General features: G+C 46.7%; 14 protein-coding genes. 5 read left to right on the forward strand and 9 right to left on the reverse strand.

Annotated elements, in window-relative coordinates; all coding sequences use genetic code 11:
- The first annotated feature begins 141 nt into the window (after positions 1 to 141).
- Positions 142 to 1071, forward strand: coding sequence for an exopolyphosphatase (locus Q1A08_RS18410; protein ID WP_299775640.1), 930 nt, complete (start codon positions 142 to 144; stop codon positions 1069 to 1071).
- Between the two features lie 60 nt (positions 1072 to 1131).
- Here the strand turns inward: Q1A08_RS18410 and Q1A08_RS18415 are convergent, their stop codons facing one another.
- Together Q1A08_RS18415 and Q1A08_RS18420 are read right to left on the reverse strand one after the other, a co-directional pair.
- The gene (locus Q1A08_RS18415; protein ID WP_299775642.1) at positions 1132 to 1743 is read right to left on the reverse strand and encodes a lytic transglycosylase domain-containing protein; all 612 of its coding nucleotides are present in this window, start codon (positions 1741 to 1743) and stop codon (positions 1132 to 1134) included.
- A 24-nt stretch (positions 1744 to 1767) separates the two neighbouring features.
- Entirely contained in the window at positions 1768 to 3513 is a 1746-nt protein-coding gene (locus Q1A08_RS18420; protein ID WP_299775643.1) for a proline--tRNA ligase, read from the reverse strand.
- Between the two features lie 249 nt (positions 3514 to 3762).
- On the opposite strand from Q1A08_RS18420, the gene Q1A08_RS18425 reads away from it, so the two are divergent.
- Complete coding sequence (locus Q1A08_RS18425) at positions 3763 to 4212, forward strand: HIT domain-containing protein (RefSeq protein WP_299775645.1); 450 nt, start codon at positions 3763 to 3765, stop codon at positions 4210 to 4212.
- A 239-nt stretch (positions 4213 to 4451) separates the two neighbouring features.
- Here Q1A08_RS18425 and Q1A08_RS18430 read toward each other — a convergent pair whose 3' ends face one another.
- Positions 4452 to 7061, reverse strand: a complete 2610-nt coding sequence (locus Q1A08_RS18430; protein WP_299775647.1) for a TonB-dependent receptor — start codon at positions 7059 to 7061, stop codon at positions 4452 to 4454.
- Between the two features lie 742 nt (positions 7062 to 7803).
- Between Q1A08_RS18430 and Q1A08_RS18435 the strand changes: the two genes are divergently transcribed.
- Positions 7804 to 8817, forward strand: coding sequence for an AraC family transcriptional regulator (locus Q1A08_RS18435; RefSeq protein WP_299775649.1), 1014 nt, complete (start codon positions 7804 to 7806; stop codon positions 8815 to 8817).
- Between the two features lie 17 nt (positions 8818 to 8834).
- On the opposite strand, the gene Q1A08_RS18440 is transcribed toward Q1A08_RS18435, so the two are convergent.
- The 4 genes from Q1A08_RS18440 to Q1A08_RS18455 all read right to left on the reverse strand — a co-directional run bounded on the left by Q1A08_RS18440 (position 8835) and on the right by Q1A08_RS18455 (position 13538).
- Positions 8835 to 9290 carry a TerB family tellurite resistance protein gene (locus Q1A08_RS18440; RefSeq protein WP_299775651.1) on the reverse strand — a complete coding sequence of 152 codons (456 nt, stop codon included), beginning with the start codon at positions 9288 to 9290 and terminating at the stop codon, positions 8835 to 8837.
- A 19-nt stretch (positions 9291 to 9309) separates the two neighbouring features.
- Entirely contained in the window at positions 9310 to 10239 is a 930-nt protein-coding gene (gene tal, locus Q1A08_RS18445) for a transaldolase (RefSeq protein ID WP_299775653.1), read from the reverse strand.
- A gap of 414 nt (positions 10240 to 10653) precedes the next feature.
- The gene (locus tag Q1A08_RS18450; protein ID WP_299775655.1) at positions 10654 to 12561 is read right to left on the reverse strand and encodes a DUF3604 domain-containing protein; all 1908 of its coding nucleotides are present in this window, start codon (positions 12559 to 12561) and stop codon (positions 10654 to 10656) included.
- A gap of 143 nt (positions 12562 to 12704) precedes the next feature.
- Positions 12705 to 13538 carry a metal-dependent hydrolase gene (locus tag Q1A08_RS18455; RefSeq protein WP_299775657.1) on the reverse strand — a complete coding sequence of 278 codons (834 nt, stop codon included), beginning with the start codon at positions 13536 to 13538 and terminating at the stop codon, positions 12705 to 12707.
- Between the two features lie 138 nt (positions 13539 to 13676).
- Between Q1A08_RS18455 and Q1A08_RS18460 the strand changes: the two genes are divergently transcribed.
- Positions 13677 to 14648 (forward strand): AraC family transcriptional regulator, encoded by a 972-nt coding sequence (locus Q1A08_RS18460; protein ID WP_299775659.1) that lies wholly within the window; start codon positions 13677 to 13679, stop codon positions 14646 to 14648.
- On the opposite strand, the gene Q1A08_RS18465 is transcribed toward Q1A08_RS18460, so the two are convergent.
- Both Q1A08_RS18465 and Q1A08_RS18470 read right to left on the reverse strand, forming a co-directional pair.
- Positions 14645 to 15742 (reverse strand): DUF2817 domain-containing protein, encoded by a 1098-nt coding sequence (locus Q1A08_RS18465; RefSeq protein WP_299775661.1) that lies wholly within the window; start codon positions 15740 to 15742, stop codon positions 14645 to 14647. The genes Q1A08_RS18460 and Q1A08_RS18465 overlap by 4 nt on opposite strands.
- A 47-nt stretch (positions 15743 to 15789) precedes the next feature.
- Positions 15790 to 16257 carry a MarR family transcriptional regulator gene (locus tag Q1A08_RS18470; protein ID WP_299775663.1) on the reverse strand — a complete coding sequence of 156 codons (468 nt, stop codon included), beginning with the start codon at positions 16255 to 16257 and terminating at the stop codon, positions 15790 to 15792.
- 176 nt (positions 16258 to 16433) lie between these two features.
- On the opposite strand from Q1A08_RS18470, the gene Q1A08_RS18475 reads away from it, so the two are divergent.
- Positions 16434 to 18647, forward strand: coding sequence for a TonB-dependent receptor (locus Q1A08_RS18475; RefSeq protein ID WP_299775665.1), 2214 nt, complete (start codon positions 16434 to 16436; stop codon positions 18645 to 18647).
- Positions 18648 to 18690: the final 43 nt, after the last annotated feature.

The raw sequence follows: 18690 nt of genomic DNA on the forward strand, positions 1-18690 counted from the left end.
TTTTTGTATCAATTTGACGCTCTTTTCATCATCTTCTCTTTTTGACTTCAGCAAAACCAAAGCAGGCCGCTATAGCTTGGACTATGGTTAAGAAAAGGCCTTGTTTTAAGGCTGACTGCTGTTCTTGTAAAAGGTGAGAGAATGACGACTAAGCAATATCGTTTGGTAACCCGCAGTGATTTCGATGGGTTGGTGTGTGCGGTTCTGTTGAAGCATCTAGATATGGTGTCTGATATCAAGTTTGTTCACCCTAAGGATATGCAGGATGGCAAGATTGAGATAGACGATAACGATATCACTACTAATTTGCCTTTCGTGCCGGGTGTTTACTTGGCGTTTGACCATCACCACTCCGAAACCGTGAGAAACGGGATTCGTGAGAACCACATCATTGATCCTGAAGCCCCGTCTGCGGCCCGGGTAGTGTTTGATCATTATGGCGGGTTTGGTGTATTTCCTGAAAGCTGGGATGAGATGATGGCTGCAGTCGATAAGGCGGATTCGGCCCAGTACGTACGAGAGGATATTGTTAACCCCAAAAACTGGGAATTGCTTAACTTTATTATGGATGCCCGCACGGGTTTAGGTCGCTTTCGGGAATTCAGAATCTCCAATTATGAGCTGATGATGCAGCTGATTGATTACTGTGCCAGTCACAGTATTGAAGAAATATTGCAACTTGAAGACGTGAAAGAACGCGTCGATATGTATAAAGAGCACCACTTATTGTTTATGGACCAGATCAAGCAAAATACTGAGGTCCATAAAAATGTTGTTGTGTTGAATCTGCAGGAGCAAGATCCAATTTGGGCGGGCAACCGTTTTATGATCTATGCGCTATTTCCTGAAATCAATATTTCTATTCACCGCATGTGGGGCCTCAAGAAGCAAAACACTGTGTTTGCTGTCGGTAAATCGATTTTAGATCGCAGTTCGAAAACCAATGTCGGTGAATTGATGTTGAAGTACGGTGGTGGTGGCCACTTGGCGGCCGGTACCTGTCAGGTAGAGAATGATAAGGCTGAAGAAGTTTTGGCTGAATTAATCGAAACCATGAATGCTGATGGCTAGTGCTTGCGAGATAAATTATGGCGTGACATACAGTTGTTTATATATTGCCACTGTAGATCCCTAACGCCATTGATCCCAAGCGTTTAAAACCTTTCTGCTATAACGGTAGCTGCCATAGCTGCCGTTATAGCGCGCCAAGGCTTCCGGCCAGCGGCCTTTTTCCCTATCTAAATAGTGCCGCAAAATGGTACAGCCATAACGTAGGTTGGTATCCATTTTGGTGAGGTTGTCTTGCGGGCGGCCAATTTCTTTTTTCCAAAATGGCATGACTTGCATCATACCTTGTGCGCCCACTTTGGAAATAGCAAAGCGATCAAAATGGCTTTCGATTTGAATCACGGACAATACTAGTTCGGGCGGCAGATTTTGACGGCTGGCTTCGCGATGTACGGCTTTGAGAACCCGTAAGCGATATTCTGGGTCTTTAATGTATTTTTTGAGTACTTGTGATTTAGACACCAGCCAGACTTCAGCATCAAAGCGATCTTCAAAACTGTCAGCGGCGGCAATACTAGATTTAAGGCGTTTACGTAATTCGGGATCAATCTCTAGAGATTGGGCAGTGCTGAAGGCGCTTATGGAAAATGCGAGCCAGCTTAAAAACAATAATGCAACGCTGCTTTTAAAGTGCCGCACTATTGTTGAGGTTGAGATAAGCTGGCCATTAATCATAGGCTATTGATTGTCGCTCTTGGTTTAAGCGATGTTAACGCCCAGCTTCTCGCTTAAGAAACTGTTTAATTCACTGCGAGCAATATCTTGGCTTTCCTCATCGCGACGGCCTTTGTACTCGATGCTATCTTTGGCTAAACCTTTATCGCCGATCACTAGGCGATGCGGAATACCCATCAAATCGGTATTGGCCAACATAACACCCAAACGCGCTTTGGCCTCATCCATCAAGATAACATCAACCCCGGCAGCGCTTAGTTTTTCATAAAGTGCTTCACATTCGGCGGCCACGTCAGCAGATTTATGCATATTGATCGGTACAATGGCCATTTGGAACGGCGCGATCGCGCTTGGCCAAATAATACCTTTGTCGTCATGGTTTTGTTCAATAGCCGAAGCTACTACGCGAGTAACCCCAATACCGTAACAACCCATGCTCATCACAACGTCTTTACCGTTCTCATCCAGTACTGAGGCATTCATAGCTTGAGAATATTTGGTGCCAAGCTGGAAGATATGGCCCACTTCGATACCGCGTTTGATTTCCAGCTGACCTTGGCCACATGGGCTTGGGTCACCGGCAACAACATTGCGAATATCTTCAACTCGGTTTAACTGCGCATCACGCTCCCAGTTGGCACCGGTGTAGTGGTAGTCATCTTCATTGGCGCCACAAATAAAGTCGGCCAAGTGCGCGGCACTGCGGTCAATAATGGTTGGAATGTTCAGGCCTACTGGGCCAATTGAGCCGACGCCGACGCCCAGTTCGGCTTTAATGCGCTCTTCAGGGGCAAAGCAGAGTGGGTTGGCAACACCGTCGAGTTTCTCGGCTTTAATATCATTTAGCTCATGATCGCCTCGCAAAACCAATGCAATAAGAGCTGCGCTTTCCTCTTCTTCGCCTTCTGGGGTTTCACCCAACACAATTAAGGTTTTTACGCTTTGGGCTGGGTCGGCATTTAGGAATTCGCTAACGGCAGCAATGGTTTTCTGCTCAGGGGTGTGAACCTTACTCAGTTCGGCTGTAGCAGCAGGGCGCTCGCCAGCGGGGGCTACTGCTTCAGCTTTTTCAACATTAGCGGCGTAGTCACTGTTATTACTGAATACGATATCGTCTTCACCGCTTTGGGCGAGAACGTGAAACTCATGTGAGTGAGCGCCACCAATCGAGCCTGTGTCGGCCAGTACTGGACGATAATCCAAACCGATACGGCTAAAGATGCTGCAGTAGGTGCTGTGCATAACATCGTAGGTTTCTTGCAACGATTCGGCATTGCTATGGAAAGAGTAGGCATCTTTCATGACAAATTCGCGCGAACGCATCACGCCAAAGCGAGGGCGGATTTCATCGCGGAATTTGGTTTGAATTTGATAAAAATTCGCAGGCAGCTGTTTGTAAGAGCTGATTTCATTGCGAATCATATCGGTAATCACTTCTTCGTGGGTTGGACCCAAGCAGAAATCACGCTGATGACGGTCTTGTAAGCGAGCCAGCTCTGGCCCATATTCCTGCCAGCGGCCGGATTCTTGCCATAGCTCAGAAGGCTGAACTACTGGCATCATCACCTCTTGGGCACCTGATTTATCCATTTCCTCTCGGACAATGGTTTCCACCTTGCGCAGTACTCGTAAACCCATCGGCAACCAGGTGTATAGGCCGGAAGCTAGCTTACGGATCATGCCGGCACGTAGCATAAGCTGGTGGCTGATAACTTCAGCGTCGGCAGGGGTTTCTTTTAGTGTAGCGATCAAAAATCGACTGGCGCGCATAGTGGTTCGTATCTCGTATCAAGCGGTTTGCGGTTGTGCCTGGTCTTGCTATGCTGGGTTTAATCGGCAAAAGCGAACTAGGCAGGCGGCCTTTGGTCTAAATGGACACAATCAGGCATCAAATGAACCCGCTATTTTAAGGCGACAGTCTCTGGGGGTCTACGCTGATTTGTTCGTCTTAGCCCGGTAATACCATATATAAGCCTATTTTGAGGCTTAAGTGGTTAAAATTTGATCGAGGATTCTTCTATGGATGAAACCATGGATACCCAGCCATTTAAGCTGGACCCACAACTTGCCGATTCTACAGTGGTAGTCGGCCACTTCCCGCTATCTTTGGTGCTACTTAGCAAAGATGCCAACTTCCCTTGGTGCTTGCTGGTACCTAAAAGAGCTAATATGACGGAATTGCACCATCTAAGCGATATTGATCGTCAGCAGTATGCGAAAGAATCAGGTTACTTATCTGAGGCCATGGTGGCTTTATTTGCACCTGACAAGATGAATATGGCGGCCTTAGGGAACCATGTTTCCCAGCTACATATTCACCATGTGGCACGTTTTAAAGATGATGTGGCCTGGCCTAATCCGATATGGGGTGCCGCGCCGGCGAAGGAGTACGATGAAGAGGAACTACGTTCCAGATTGTCTCGACTGCGAAGTGCATTAGCCTGCGATTTCTTTCAGGCGGAAAGCTAAATAAAAAAGCCCGGCATAGCCCGGGCTTTTTTATTGCAGCTGGGGTCAGAACTCAAGGGTTCTGACCCCGCTTTCGGGGCCGTGGTTTATTTGGTTCAATAGATTTTATTGAAACCACGATAGTATCTTGTGATTTTGGGGCTTTTTGAGAATGTCCAAAGCCAGTAAGTTATCGGCTTCGATTTGGGGTCAGAACCCTTGGGTTCTGACCCCGGTAGTTGGGAAGGAGTGAGTGGTACTTAAAAATGCCAGCGGCCACGAACGGTGAATGAGCGTGGTTGCTCTAAAGCTGCCTGATGCGTACCATTAAACAGCGGCGTATCATTCACATAGCTTAAGGTATCTTCATCCGTTAAGTTATTGGCAATCAAGCTAACATCCCAGTTGCCATCAAGCGGTGCGAGGGTAAAGTTGGCATCTACCTTGGTGAAGCTTTCTTGCAACGAAACAGGGTCAAGATCAGCTTGACGATACACATCATCTGTCCAGCTCAGATTCAAGTTGCTCACCAGTTCAAAATCAGCGCCTAGGCTTTGTGTGTGATTAAAGCCCACACTGAATTGAAATTCAGGAGTATTCTCTGAGGTGCCGCCGGCCAAATTATTAACGCCAGCTGCTGAACAGCTACCATTGGTATAGGTGAGTGCGGCAGCGGCTGCCCCAACATTACTGCCTGCATTTAAAGCGGCCTCATAAGCGGCTTGGCGAGCGCCAGCAAACTGGGCTGCAGTACAAGCTTGGTTCGGGAACTGCTCAAATTCAAAATCAATATAAGCAAAGGCCGCTTGCACATTAAGATTGTCAGTGATTGCCCAGCGACCATCGATCTCCAAACCTTGAGTAACTGCTTTTGCGGCGTTTTGCACTACAAAAGTGGTGCCGCCGGTAAAGATAGAAGCCTGCAAGTCATCAAACTCGGTGCGGAATAAAGCCAAGTTCATTTCTGCGGAGCCATCTAACAGTGTCATCTTGCTACCGACTTCAAAAGTGATGACCTCTTCTTCTTCAAAAGAAGCATCCTGTGAATTATTCGGCTGACCCTGTGCCATATAGAATGAGTTGAAACCGCCGGCTTTAAAGCCAGTAGATGCGCTGGCATAAACCATGGTGTCATCGCTTACATCCCACTGGAAGTTTGCCGACCAAGTTAAGCTTTCTTCATCGCGACTCATCCCCGGATCACTAGAATCAAAGCTGTGAGTCGAAAACTCGCCAACGGCTTCTAAAGCACCAGCTAGAATAGCGTTATCGGTTTTTTCGGTACCGTTTTCGATAAACTCTGTGGCATGAACGCTTTGCGAAGCGGATTTTTCTTCTTCGGTATAACGCAGGCCTAAGGTCAAGCGAGTAGTATCGGAGATTTCATAAGTGCCCTGAAAAAAGACCGCCCAGCTTTCATTTTCTTGATCGAGCAAGGCGTAGCGATTACCACCATTAATACCCGCATTGACTAAAGGCTCAAATGCCGCAGCTTGGCCACAAGCACTTGCTAAAGATGCGCCCGCAGCGCCAGCAGCACCCACCGCGCCGGCAACATTAGTGGCAGTAGCAAGCGCATCACCGGAAACAAATAAAGCGGGGTAGGCAGCGCCTAATGCACCCGCACAAGCTCCATTAAGGAGAGGTTGCAGAGTTCCAAAGTTAAAATAGGTTAGGCCATCAACCGTTAAATCTTGCTCTTGATAAAATAAACCGGTGATGTAATTAAAATTGCCATCGACATCCGAAGCAAAGCGTAGTTCGAAACTTTTTTGATCAAAGTCTTCGCTATCGTCAAAACGTACTGAGGAGGTGGGACCAAAATCCGCATCCAAGTAACGTTGGAATTCATAGGCCGAATGTCCAAGAATGGCGGTAACTGTACCTTGCTCAATATCATGCTCTAGAGTAATTGCTGTTTCGGTGCTATCGCCATCGAGTCGACCTGCGGCGCCAAAATCCAATACGCCATTGGGGTCATTAACAAACTCGCCGTTGGCACCAAAGTGAGTAAATGGTGCTTGGGGAATATTACCCATGCTGATGCGATAATCGGCTGCGCTACTAATGCCAAAAGCCGAAAGGCCGCCGGCGACCAAAATATCCCATGGCTGGCCCACAGTCGTGAAGTCGGCCGCTTCGGTTTTTATGCGGAGCAAGGTGTTGTCGCCAAGATCGATATCTAAGCTAAGTCGACCGGCTTTTTCATCACTGACGGGAACATCGGCATTATAGAAACTGTTATGCACCCAGCCTTTATCCATCTGGCGGTTCATGACAAAAACCCGACCACGAACACTGTCACTTAATGGACCTGAGACAAATCCTTGCAGCTCAGTGGTTTCAAATTCCGTGTTATAACTGGCGCTCAATTGGCCAGCGAATTCATCGGTCGGTTTGGCAGAGCGAATATTCAGCGCGCCCGCGATGGTGTTTTTGCCAAATAGTGTTCCCTGTGGACCGCGAAGAATTTCTACTGCTTCAACATCTAAGAAAGAGTAACGTGACTGGGTGCCACGCCCGCGATAAATACCATCTACAAAGGTACCCACAGACTGCTCGAAGCCCGCTTGGTTGCCAGATTGAATACCACGAATATTAATTTTGTCGCCAATAGGGTCCTTGGTAACCGAGAAACTTGGCACGTAATTATTCATATCGGTAAAACTTTGAATACCCGCATCGGCCATTTTTTCTCCGCTCATGGCCGAGACAGAAATGGGAACATCTTGCAGGGATTCGGCTCGCTTTTGAGCGGTTACGATCACTTCTTCTAAAGCCTGGGCTTGGCTTAAGTCGGCAATACAAAGGCTACTGATTGCTAGGGTTAGTAATTTGCACTGGGGCTTAAAGACAGAGTGTCTTGGCATGGCTCTCACCTATCGTTTTTATTGTATGTTTTTAATTTATCGATACAGCATAGGGCTTAATTCGATTTTAAGGCTATGCGCAAAGCGACAAGCACTTGTCAGTAGAAACCTTAGGCCGATAACTTGTAGGCACTAGAATTTCTATAACCCCCCTAAACCGCAGTTCGTTATCACGTCTTCAATAGAATCAACTAAACCGAATAAATCCCGGCCTCGAAAGCGGGGTCAGAACCCAAGGGTTCTGACCCCAGATCGAAGTCGATAACTTGTTAGTATTGGAAATTCTTTAGAAACCCCTAACCCGAAGCTCGTTATTACGGCTTCAATAGAATCAACTAAAGCGAATAAATCCCGGCCTCGAAAGCGGGGTCAGAACCCATGGGTTCTGACCCCAGATCGAAGCCGATAACTTGTTAGTATTGGAAATTCTTTAGAAACCCCTAACCCGCAGCTCGTTATCACGGCTTCAATAGAATCAACTAAAGCGAATAAATCCAGGCCTCGAAAGCGGGGTCAGAACCCAAGGGTTCTGACCCCGGTTCTTTGCTAATGACCTTGCGGGGTGATGCTTTAGTAGTTATGCGTGGTGTTTATATTTGTCTTTAGTTTGGGTTATTTGTGAGCGCGTCACTGTTAGTGAAAAAATGGCCGCTATACACAAGAGATTTGGTATTTTTGAACATATCATTCCTATAGCGTAGATCTATAATCGAGGATAAATAACAATAACGTTGTAAAGCCCATGGAAAGTTATACATCTCTTAGTAGCTGGATTTCGGCCTTAGACATGATATTACTGCAACGTAATGTATCGTATTGTCAGGTGCTGAAGATGGCGAGTATTGACCAGCAACAGCTGGGCAACCCCTATGAGCGCATCGAAGTCAGTACCATAGCGAAAGCTTGGCGTATCGCCACTGATTTGTGCAACGATGAAAACTTAGGAATTTCCTCGGCACATTTATGCCAGCCAGTACATTGGCACGCTTTGGGTTTGGCGATGTTATGCAGCTCTTCGGTTGCGCAGGCACTTCAACGAGTGGTGCAGTTTGAAGAGCTACTCACCAATGTTATTAAACAAAGCTATTGTCGCGACGAGCAATTTTTTTATCTTCGCATGAAAACAAAGATTCCCATTGAAGAAGTGGGTTTGGAAGTAGTTGATTTTGGTTTTGCTGGATTACTTGCAGTTTGTCGTTCTATTTTTCCAGGTGAAATTACCCCGGTTCGCGTATGTCTACAACGACCCGCTCCGTCAGACCCAAAATGCTTTGAAGCGTTTTATGGTTGCCCGGTTAGCTTTTCTTGTGAGCAGCATGAGCTGGTGTTGCCTTTGGAGTTAGCCGACCGAGTACTGGATCACTCAGACCCTCAGCTGGCCGAGAGACAGGACGACCTCGCTCAGGATTACATCCAGCGTATTGTGCATAGCAGTTTTGTGTTACGCACTCAGGACGCAATTAAAGAGCAATTACCGAAAGGTGAGCCCAGTCAGCAGGGCATTGCTGAGCGACTGTGCTTAAGCCCAAGACAATTACAGCGGCAATTGCAAAAAGAAGGTAGCAGCTTTACATCACTGCTGAAGGCGGTAAGAAAGGAGCTAGCCCAGCAATATCTGTTGCAGCATTATCGCCCAATAACAGAGGTTGCTCTGCTATTGGGCTTTGCCGATCACAGCAACTTTACACGTGCATTTAAAACTTGGTTTGATTGTACGCCCTCGGAATATCGCGAGCGTACTCAAACGGAAATTTAGTGCAAGTAAAGCTGCTATTACAGCTCTTGCTTAGCGCGAGTTTTCGATAAGATAAAATCGCTATGGCTTAGGTGCACTAGGTCGGCAATTTTACGAATCATATACTCTTCGTATTTATCAAGATTGCCATCAGCATAGGCAATCTGCCACATATACTGCACTAAGTCGCGCTTTTGAATCGGGTTGTAGTTCTGATTGATCAAGGAAGTAAACTGATGGATCGAAGTGGCATCACCTTGCTCGGCTTTTGCCTGTTCAATAATGCAGTCGAGCTTGGGCTGAGCAATACCCATCTTTTCATTTAGGATACGCTCAAGTGCTTTTAGCTCGTCTCCACAAAAGTGCTCATCAGAAACGGCAATCTCAATCAGCAGAGCTGCTGCGGCTTGGTGCAGTATGTCTTCTGGGCTGTCACTGCACATGCCATCTGAACTGGCGGCACCTTCAAACAGATTCTTAAAAAATTCAATCATAGTGGCTGCTTTCAATAAGTTATTGTTGCGCCAGCATAGCCTCTAACTTTTCCTGATCGATAATAAAGTTACGGATACCTTCGGCTAGCTTCTCAGTCGCCATGGCATCTTGATTACTCTCGAATCGGAATTGGACTTCGCTTAGGGCGGCCTCTTTTTCCTGTGTACTTGCATCGTTGATTAGACGACGTTCTAAAGCAGAATGATCATTTCTCAGCGATTCTAACAACGCTGGGCTAATGGTAAGGCGATCACAACCGGCCAATTCTTCAATTTCTTGGGTATTGCGAAAGCTGGCACCCATTACGATGGTATCGTAGCTGTGCTGCTTATAGTAATTGTAAATGCGGCTAACCGATTGAACGCCGGGGTCATTGGCGCCACTGAGATCCTGATCGGGCTGTTGCTGCTTATACCAATCTAAGATGCGGCCAACAAAGGGAGAAATCAAGGTCACCCCGGCATCGGCGCAGGCGCGGGCTTGGGCAAAGCTGAACAATAGGGTCAAATTACATTGAATACCTTCGGATTCTAGCTGTTTAGCCGCTTGTATACCCTCCCAAGTAGAGGCGATTTTAATTAGCACGCGATTGGGTTCAACATCGAATTTAGCGTATTGTTCGATCAGTTGACGAGCTTTATTGATGGTCGCTTCACGATCAAATGATAAACGCGCATCCACCTCGGTGGAAATGCGGCCAGGCACTAGTTTTACAATCTCATTACCCAGTGCAACGGCCAGGTAATCGGCGGCTTGTTTCGGGTCTTGATGCTTGGCAACCGCTTCTTTTACTAGGCCTTGGTATTGTTCTAGCTGTGCGGCTTTATATACCAGCGAAGGGTTTGTGGTGGCATCTTGGGGTTGGTATTTGGCGATGGCTTCGATATCGCCGGTATCGGCGACTACATCGGTCATGCTTTTTAATTGTTCAAGTTTGCTTTGGCTCATTGCTGCTGGTTTCCTCTCGCAAATCCTTTGCTATCAATGTGTAATTTTATACATACTCGTTAAATGGCTAAGTGGCCTAGAGATAGCTCGATACTAACATAGCTTGAAGAAGGGGAAAGCCTTGCTGCTTGATAGGATTGAAGTAATCAAGTTAGAAGGCTGTTAATGAGTGCTGACGAGAGTTTAAGGGAGCATTCCTGCGCTGATGCACCGCGGCTTCGATCTGGGGTCAGAACCCATGGGTTCTGACCCCGCCTTCGGAGTTGGGGTTTATCGGGTTCAGCTGATTTTATTGGAGCCGTGATAACGAGTTGTGGTTTAGGAGGTTCTGGAGGATTTCCAACACCAGCGAGTTGTAGGCTTCGATTTGGGGTCAGAACCCGTGGGTTCTGACTCCGCCTGGTGGGTATCGGCTTAGGATTTAGGGTTATACCAAACCGGTGAGCTGTAGGCTCTTTCTTGAATAAGCTTGGGGTAATTGCTTTCTTTCAACTGCAAGGCCTCTGCATCCAATGTGGAGTGGCGCTTGCTTGGCATTTGAAGTAAGCGCACATAATAAAAGGCCCGTTGGCTAGGGTCGAAATCTGGGTCTTGCCATAAAGCGAGTAGCTCTTTAGCGCCTTTAAGAGGCGAGATAATTTTACCGTCTTTTAGTTCGGCCTCGGCAGCCGCTATTTGGCCAGACGCGGGTAGTTCACGTTGATCCGATGCGGCTACGGTATAGATCTGTTCATGGTTATTACCGTCACTATCTAACCAGCCCTTGATGACTTCAATGCGCTCTAGGGGTCGAGTTATTGGGTCCATGCTGGCGCGGATAATAAGCTGTGGTGCTTTAGCATCGCCGTTTTGATAAAGATCTCCGCCCATGGGCACGCCTGAGGCATAGCCCCTATCGGCAAAATCTTCAGCGTGTAGATCTTCTTCATTAAAATCCCAGCCAGCAAAGAAGCGCAGGCTCATGCGCGGCCCGGTGCTGGCATAAGTTTCCTTACGGCGCATCGCTTGAAAGATACTTTGACGATCGTTGTTATCGGCCCACACAGCGGCCAAACCTTGTGCCGCCATATCCCAACCTTTAGGGCCGCTGCCCTCATCGGAAAAGGTACCACCGGCTTTGTTTTCAGGGATGGAGTCATAAGCCATTTTGCCCCAAAAGTTTTCCTCTTCAGCCGAGGCAATACCAGTATGGGCATCGGTAGAACCGATCATGCCAAATTTATAAGGGTTAACTCCGGTTTGCTCTTCCAATTTTAAACCTCGCCCCAGCGCCGTACGGACATAGTCACCAGGCCTAGCCTTATAGGCTTCTTCGCCAGTTTGTAAGTAGTGATTAAAAGGCTCGAAACCGGCGAATTGGTCCTCAGGAGATAGGCTGGGGTGGGCCTCTGAATCGCCTTTAATTTGAGTGACTTCTACAATGGGCTCCCACTGCATCCGGGTGTTGGCGTATTCTGCGGTTATGGGTTTGCGGTCGAGAGTTTTATCATCAAACATATAGCCTTTGGATATGTTCGAGTTATGAGGAATGGCAATAAACTCGGCGCCCGTTTCCTTTTGAGTTTTTTCCAGCCAGTTCCAAAGGTCCTCTGGATAAGGGCCGTCGATAAAACTGAATGGCTTGTATTGCTTGGCCTGCTCGCCTCCATTAGGGCTGATGACGATACGATGCAAATTGGCACCAGCGGGAATAGAGCTCCATTCCCAGCCGGTAAAGGTGGTGAACTCGCCAGGTTTATTGTGACGCTCGGCGGAATCGACAATGGCGTGCCATGTTTGAATCTCGATATTACTGGTATCACCTAAGGTGTCATTGGGTGCTGGATTTCCTGGATCTATCACTGGATCCTCGCCAGGATTATTCAGTTTAACTGGCAGGGCATCGAGAAATAGCTCAACGCCGGTGCCATCTGCAATCGCTGAGCGGATAACTTTTATGGAAAACCAACGTTTAAAGTTTTTCCAAATACCCTCGTCGGGAAAGCCGCCGTCGTTTTCGTTGATATATTTCAGCACACCCATCAACTCCGCATGATCGGAGACTACTAGAAAATCTAATGGTGTGTTGATGCGAATACGCGCCTTGGTATATGGGTGCATAATCCACTGGCCTTGGGCCCAGCGATAGGCGGTATCGGGGTCGGCCGTCTTGTTCTGATTTAAATAGGCATCAAAAGAGTAAGAGCTGTGTAAGTGGGTATCGCCCCAAAGTAATTCACGTTCGCTGTTGGCAAGTAGGCTACTGCTTTGAGTAGCAAGCGCTAAGCTCAGGCATAACATTGAAGCCGTTTTGGCATGACGGAATAGGGGAGTTTTCTCCATGATAGACACCTAGTTTATTGTTATTTATGTCTATCAATATGCCCTGAGATTTAGAGCTTGTTAATGGGCAAAATGACATTTGGTGCCACTCTTTTTCTTCCTTAAAGTGGCACCGAGTTTTTAGGAGTAGGGTATTCTGAAGATTAAGAAGCGCCTTGCGCGGTTTCCCAGCGTTCGAGCTGATCTTGAGTATCCCTATCCCAAGGGTGAAAGCCATCGCGATAGTATTCTTTCCACATGGGGTAAATTAGGCGCAATATGCCTTTTTTGCCAAACAAGAAGCCCATACCTTGCCACCAAACCTTAGGTTTCCACAACTGACCATCGCGTTTGAGCATGTGAACTAAGTGCACGAAGATATCCATTAACAAGAAGAAAGTGGCTCGTTTCAGGCTTTTCTTACGAGTCTTCTCGTCACCACCTACAGCGCGGAAAACATCGAAGGCAACGGCTTTATGTTCCATTTCTTCCACCGCATGCCAATCCCAAAGCGCGCGCATCGTTGGGTCGGCTTCTTGGGCCATAGTGCTTTCAGGGTCTAATGCCCACTCGGCCATAATGGCAGTGATATGTTCCAAGGCAGCGGTAATGGATAGATGCTCTAAAGGGGTATACAGCTTTTGACTAAGAGCCAGCTTTTTCTTAAGGCGGTTTTCCATATATTCAAGATCATAACCGCGCTGATTACACAGGCTTTGGTTGTAGCGCTCATGCTCACGGCGATGCACGTTTTCTTGTCCGCAAAATCCTTTGATCTCTTGCTGCAATTTAGGATCAGTAATTTCACCGGAAAAATGGCGCACGCTATCGATAAAGAACTTTTCACCCAAGGGGAAGGTAATCGACATGGCATTGAACCATGCGGTTTTGAATGGGTGATCGCCATACCAATCACGGCTTAAGCATTCGGCAATTTCATGCTCTCGATTACGAGGGTGAATATCGACATATTCCGGGGTGTGGGATTGCTGGCTCATAAGGGGATCTCGGCTATATCTATCGTATTTATGATGTTTGAATGAATTATAGGCAGCTAAATTGAATTGGATGGGGTTGTATTCGGTCAAATAGGGGGTTAAATTCGGTTAATCTATTCCTGCTAGGAGAACTAGCCCTTGTTTAACGATGTGGAGCACAATTTTATCCAAGTCATGATGGAGCTGGGCTTGAACCTTCAGCTCATCGGTCAAAACCGCAGTCTTGCAGCAGGCGGCTTGGGTGAAGATGAGATTCGTGAGCAAATTATCCAACAGGCTTTAGAAGCTTCAGACATTGCCAGCATCGGCTTGGAGGTTGGGCACCGGATCTCTTTAGATCGCTTGGGGGTGTTTGGCTATGCCTTGATGAACAGTGTGAATGTTGATGCGGCTTTAAAATTATTGCTGCAATATCAACGCGCCTTAATGCCTCATGTTTCCCTTTCTTTACTTCCTGCTGGAGAAGACTTTGCCTTGGTATGTCACGCAAAGCATCTGAGTGCAAAACATGAGCGCTTCACGGTTGAATCCTTATTTGTGATCGTGCGCAACTGTGTTGAAAGCTTATTCCCGAATGCCTCGGAGCAGCAGCTTTATCGTTTTGATTACCCTGAGCCTTCATATGGCAATCGTTATCGAGAGTTATTAGGCGAGGATGTGAGTTTTGCAGAATCTCAAAACGCCATCATTATCCCCGCTGATATGTTACAGCGTGAAATCGCCCAGGCTGATCCGATTAGTGAAGCGCTTTATCGTCAGCAGTGTGATGAGTTGTCTAAAAAACTAGGGCGCGCCTCACAGCTATCAAGCCGAGTTCAACAAATCTTATTGCGTAATCGTGGGCAGTTTTTATCGGCGCCAGAGGTTGCTGCAAGATTAAATATGAGTGAAAGCAGCCTGCGCCGCAAGTTGCGTTCCGAAGGACACAGCTTTCAGAAGTTACTTGATGATTTACGCTTGCACCTTGCACAGCAGTATTTGAGTAGTACTAAACTCAGTGTTGCAGAGGTGGCGCGTCTCATTGGCTTTGATGATGTAGCAAATTTTCGTAAGGCATTTTTTCGCTGGAGCGGCGCCACTCCCTTTGAGTGGCGAACGCAACAATATTAGTGACTAAAGAAATTCAAAGCATCATTAAAATAGCTTTCTGTTTTTTCCCAGACTTCCTCCAGCCATTGTTGTTCATCAATAAAAAACGCCGCCAGTGTTTTTTCCTGTATTTCAGCCTTTAAGCTGGCTGCGCAATCAGGGTTATTGTATAGCCAGTTAGCTTCAATAACTGTGCTGAGCATGGTATCGATGGGCACGGTACCAAATTCCAGGGCTACGCATAGCGCAGCAGGGTAACAATCCAGCAAGCCGCAGCAGAGTGGGCCGCTAATATCCGGTGTTGAGCTATCTGCGCTGCCGGGTGCGATGACCTCTCCGTTTGAGAAAACCTTCTTGGTAAGTTCAAGATTTTCTGGTTTGCCGGTATAAATCAATTCACAGGCGCCCTTAGGCCCAAGGCCTGTATGTAAATCCATATGAATAAGCTTGTCGCATTGTTTGGCATGCTTGGTACAAACTTCTCGCCAGGCCTGATTTGACCAACTAGCTGTGTGGCCACCAAAGTAGGGCGCTTGGGGCCAGTGATACTGCCCCTGTGTCATTTTTCCTTGGAAGTCTGTCCAGCTGTGTAGCTCAATGTACTGATTTATATTTTTTAGAATGTCCGTTAGATCGGCAGATTGCCAGTGCCTTGGGTAGGCTTCATCGATAAATTGTGTTTCCTCTTCAGTTGCAATGCGACTTGTAGAGAAATCAATAAAGTTTCGATTTAGGTCGATATTGTTTTCATTGTTACGTGTGTAGTGAGAAAAGCCATAAGGATTAATAGCATGCACAAATATTAGCTGAATATCCTTGTGGATATTGTGCGGCATCATTTGCTGCATAAGTAAAATTTGCATGGCCGATCCGCAGTAGGCCTCTACGCCATGAACGCCTGAAGAAATAATAATCTTCTTTGATGCATGTTTATCGCCATAGAGGGCGACATCACAAAATAAGTCTTCGCCGTTTATACCTGTGACATTTGGGTTTTTATAGCTCTCTATTTCACAAGCTAAATCTGTCGCCGTATTTAGAAACAGACTTCGCGCTTCGAGGTATGTATTGCTAACAGCATGCGCAAGCGGGCCGCGGATTTGACTAAAACTCATAAAATTACCTTTTAGTAAACCCTCCAGCCCCATGATCTATTTAGGCTTTAAGGTTCAAATTGCTCATTGGCGATTAAGAGCTTATCGAGCATCTCGAAAAGCTGGGCTTTTTCGCCTTTGCTTAAAACACTATCAAGGTGCTGGCCATATCGTTTTAATACCCCAAACTCAACTTCGGCATATTCGCGGCCTAAATCTGTTAGTACCGCTATTTTGCTGCGCTGATTGTTCTCTTGGCGCTCATTGGTCAAAAGCCCCTTCTTGGCGAGATTCGCCAAGGCTCTCGTCACCATGGCGCGATCGAAGCCATATACATCAGCTACCGCTGAAGGTTGCATTGGGCCTTTTGATGCCAGCAAAACTAATATTCGAAACTCTGTCTGCGGTAAATCCGCGATGGCCTTAGCCCCGGCAGCTTTTTCTGGCTTTAGGGAGGCATGCATCTTGGTTTGTGTCACCACTAACCTAAAGGGGATGTAGTCATGAATATCAAATTCACTAATTGGCTTACTCATAGATGGCTCGTTCTTTAAAAATCAAACAATTGTTTATACAGCCTTTGTACAACGCTATGAATAAATTCTCCACAATAGATTGACAAAGTCAATTATTTGAATAATGATTGACTTTGTCAACTGTAAAGTGGCCCATTAAAATTAATTTAACGAAAATGCAGAGAGGCGTTGGCAAAATGCTAATAAATAAAATTGCTATTAAACGACATGCTTTGTTTATGGCCCTAGCCGGGGCAAGCCTGAATCCCATAGCAAGCAATGTGATGGCGCAAAGTGAATCCACTGATACAGATCGCAGCGTAGATCTGGAAGAGGTAGTGGTAACCGCTCGTAAACGTGAGGAATCCTTGCAAGATGTGCCCTTGTCTATTCAGGCTTATAGCGGCGAGGATCTAGCACTGGGTGGTGTTGATAATGTCGAAAACCTCGTTGGTAAAACGCCAAACCTTTCTCTAAGTTCGAATCTCCTATCACCGGGTAATGACTTTTTAAATATTGTAATACGCGGTGTGGGTTCCCAAAGTGCTGGCGCACCGGCCGTGGGAACCTTTGTTGATGGTGCGTTTGTGCCCTCCCTGGCTTTCGATATTGGCTTTTTGGATGTGGAGCGAGTAGAAGTATTACGTGGGCCACAGGGCACTCTTTTTGGTCGTAACACACAAGGCGGTGCCTTAAATATTGTGGTGCGTCGCCCGGATGAAGAGTTTCGCGGTAAGGTGGCATTGAGTTACGATGAGTTCGATACAGTGCGAACTCAGGCGGCTTTTTCTGGTCAGTTAGCTGAAAATTTTTATGCCGGTATTGCCGCTGATATTTCTCGCACTGATGGCTTTTTAGAAAATCCAGTATTGGGCGCTGCTGCCGGTGGTGGTGAGCGCTCCAGCTCTGTGCCGGCAGATGCCGAAGATAAGTACTCTTGGCGTAGTGCCTTTCGCTACAGCCCCAGTGATGAATTGGATATTAATCTAAGCATCGATAAATCCTATCGCAAAGGATTAGATGGTTTACCCGGCGTGCCGCGCGGGCAAGAGGCTTATATTGTTCGCAGTGATTTTCAAATAGATGCACTCTATGATAATTATGGTGCTGCTTTAAATATTGATTATAAAACGGATGATATTGATATCACGGCCATTACCGCCTTTCGAAAAGTCGATACCTCGCTACCTTTTGATTTCGATGGCTCACCTGAACGCGGTCCAAACTTCCAAGATATTCGCAGCAGCCAAGAGCTCTTCTCCCAAGAGCTTCGCTTTTCTGGAACAGTTGGTGAGGATATTGATTGGCTAGCTGGCGCCTATGTGTTCCGTGAAGAACAGCGTTCAGATCGATATATTCAATTCCATGATATCGATCTTGCCTTGCCAGGTACCTCCTTGCTGGTGGATAAGCAAATTCAAAATTTAGAACGTAGCGGCTACGCGGTTTTCGCCGATGTGATTTGGAATCCAAATGATTGGTTAGAGCTGGGCTTTGGTGCGCGCTTTGCCAAAGAGACTGTGAAGTCCCAAGCGGAATTAGATTTTGCCTTGTTGCTCGGCGACTTGCCCTTAGCTGTAGTGAACGATTCGCCAACAGGAAAGTTGGACGACGATAATATTTCACCTACTGCATCGGCACGTATTAAGTTAAGTGACGATATCAGTTTATATGGTCGCTACGCCCGTGGCTTTAGAGCGGGTGGTTTCCCATTGGCACCGGCCAGCCCAATCTCAAATACCGGTTTTAACTCTGAAATCTCAGATAACTATGAGTTAGGAATCAAGGGTAATCTTTTTGATGGTCAAGTAGACTTTGATTTGGCCTTGTTTCGAATTGATATCAGTGACCAGCAGTTAACCACCATTGTGTTCTTCAATGGCGATCCTAATCTGCCGGTAGCAGCCGTAGGTAATGCGGGTGAAAGTCGCTCCGAAGGTGCTGAGTTAAATCTAAATTGGAATGTCAGCGACAGCTTTAGTATTAATGCCAGCGCGGGTTACACCGATGCCGCTTATACTCAGTATATTGATACTCTAGGGGATGACCGCTCGGGCGAGAGCTTCCCTTATGTGCCTAAGGTGAATGCCTTATTGGGTGCAACTTGGAGCTTCGATATTGCTAATGGCGCGGAACTAGAGCTAAATGCCCAGTACCGCTATGTTGATGAAATCCTCTCCGGTAGTGGTGTAGATATCGACTTGCAGTTCCCGGTGGATTCTTACGATGTGCTCGATCTGCGTGCCTCAGTTTACAAAGACGATTGGCGAGTAGATGTATTTGTAGAAAATGCGAGAGATGAATTTATTGAAACACGAGTATTTAATAGCTTTTTCTTTAGTGAACAGCGTCCATTCTCAATTGTGTTGCCACCGCGCAAAGCTGGTGTTCGCTTTACTTACAACTTTTAAGTTGTAAGTAAGTTAAAATCAGGCAGAGATTAAATGCTCTGCC

The sequence above is a fragment of the uncultured Pseudoteredinibacter sp. genome (assembly GCF_947500695.1).
Classification (GTDB): Bacteria; Pseudomonadota; Gammaproteobacteria; order Pseudomonadales; family Cellvibrionaceae; genus Pseudoteredinibacter.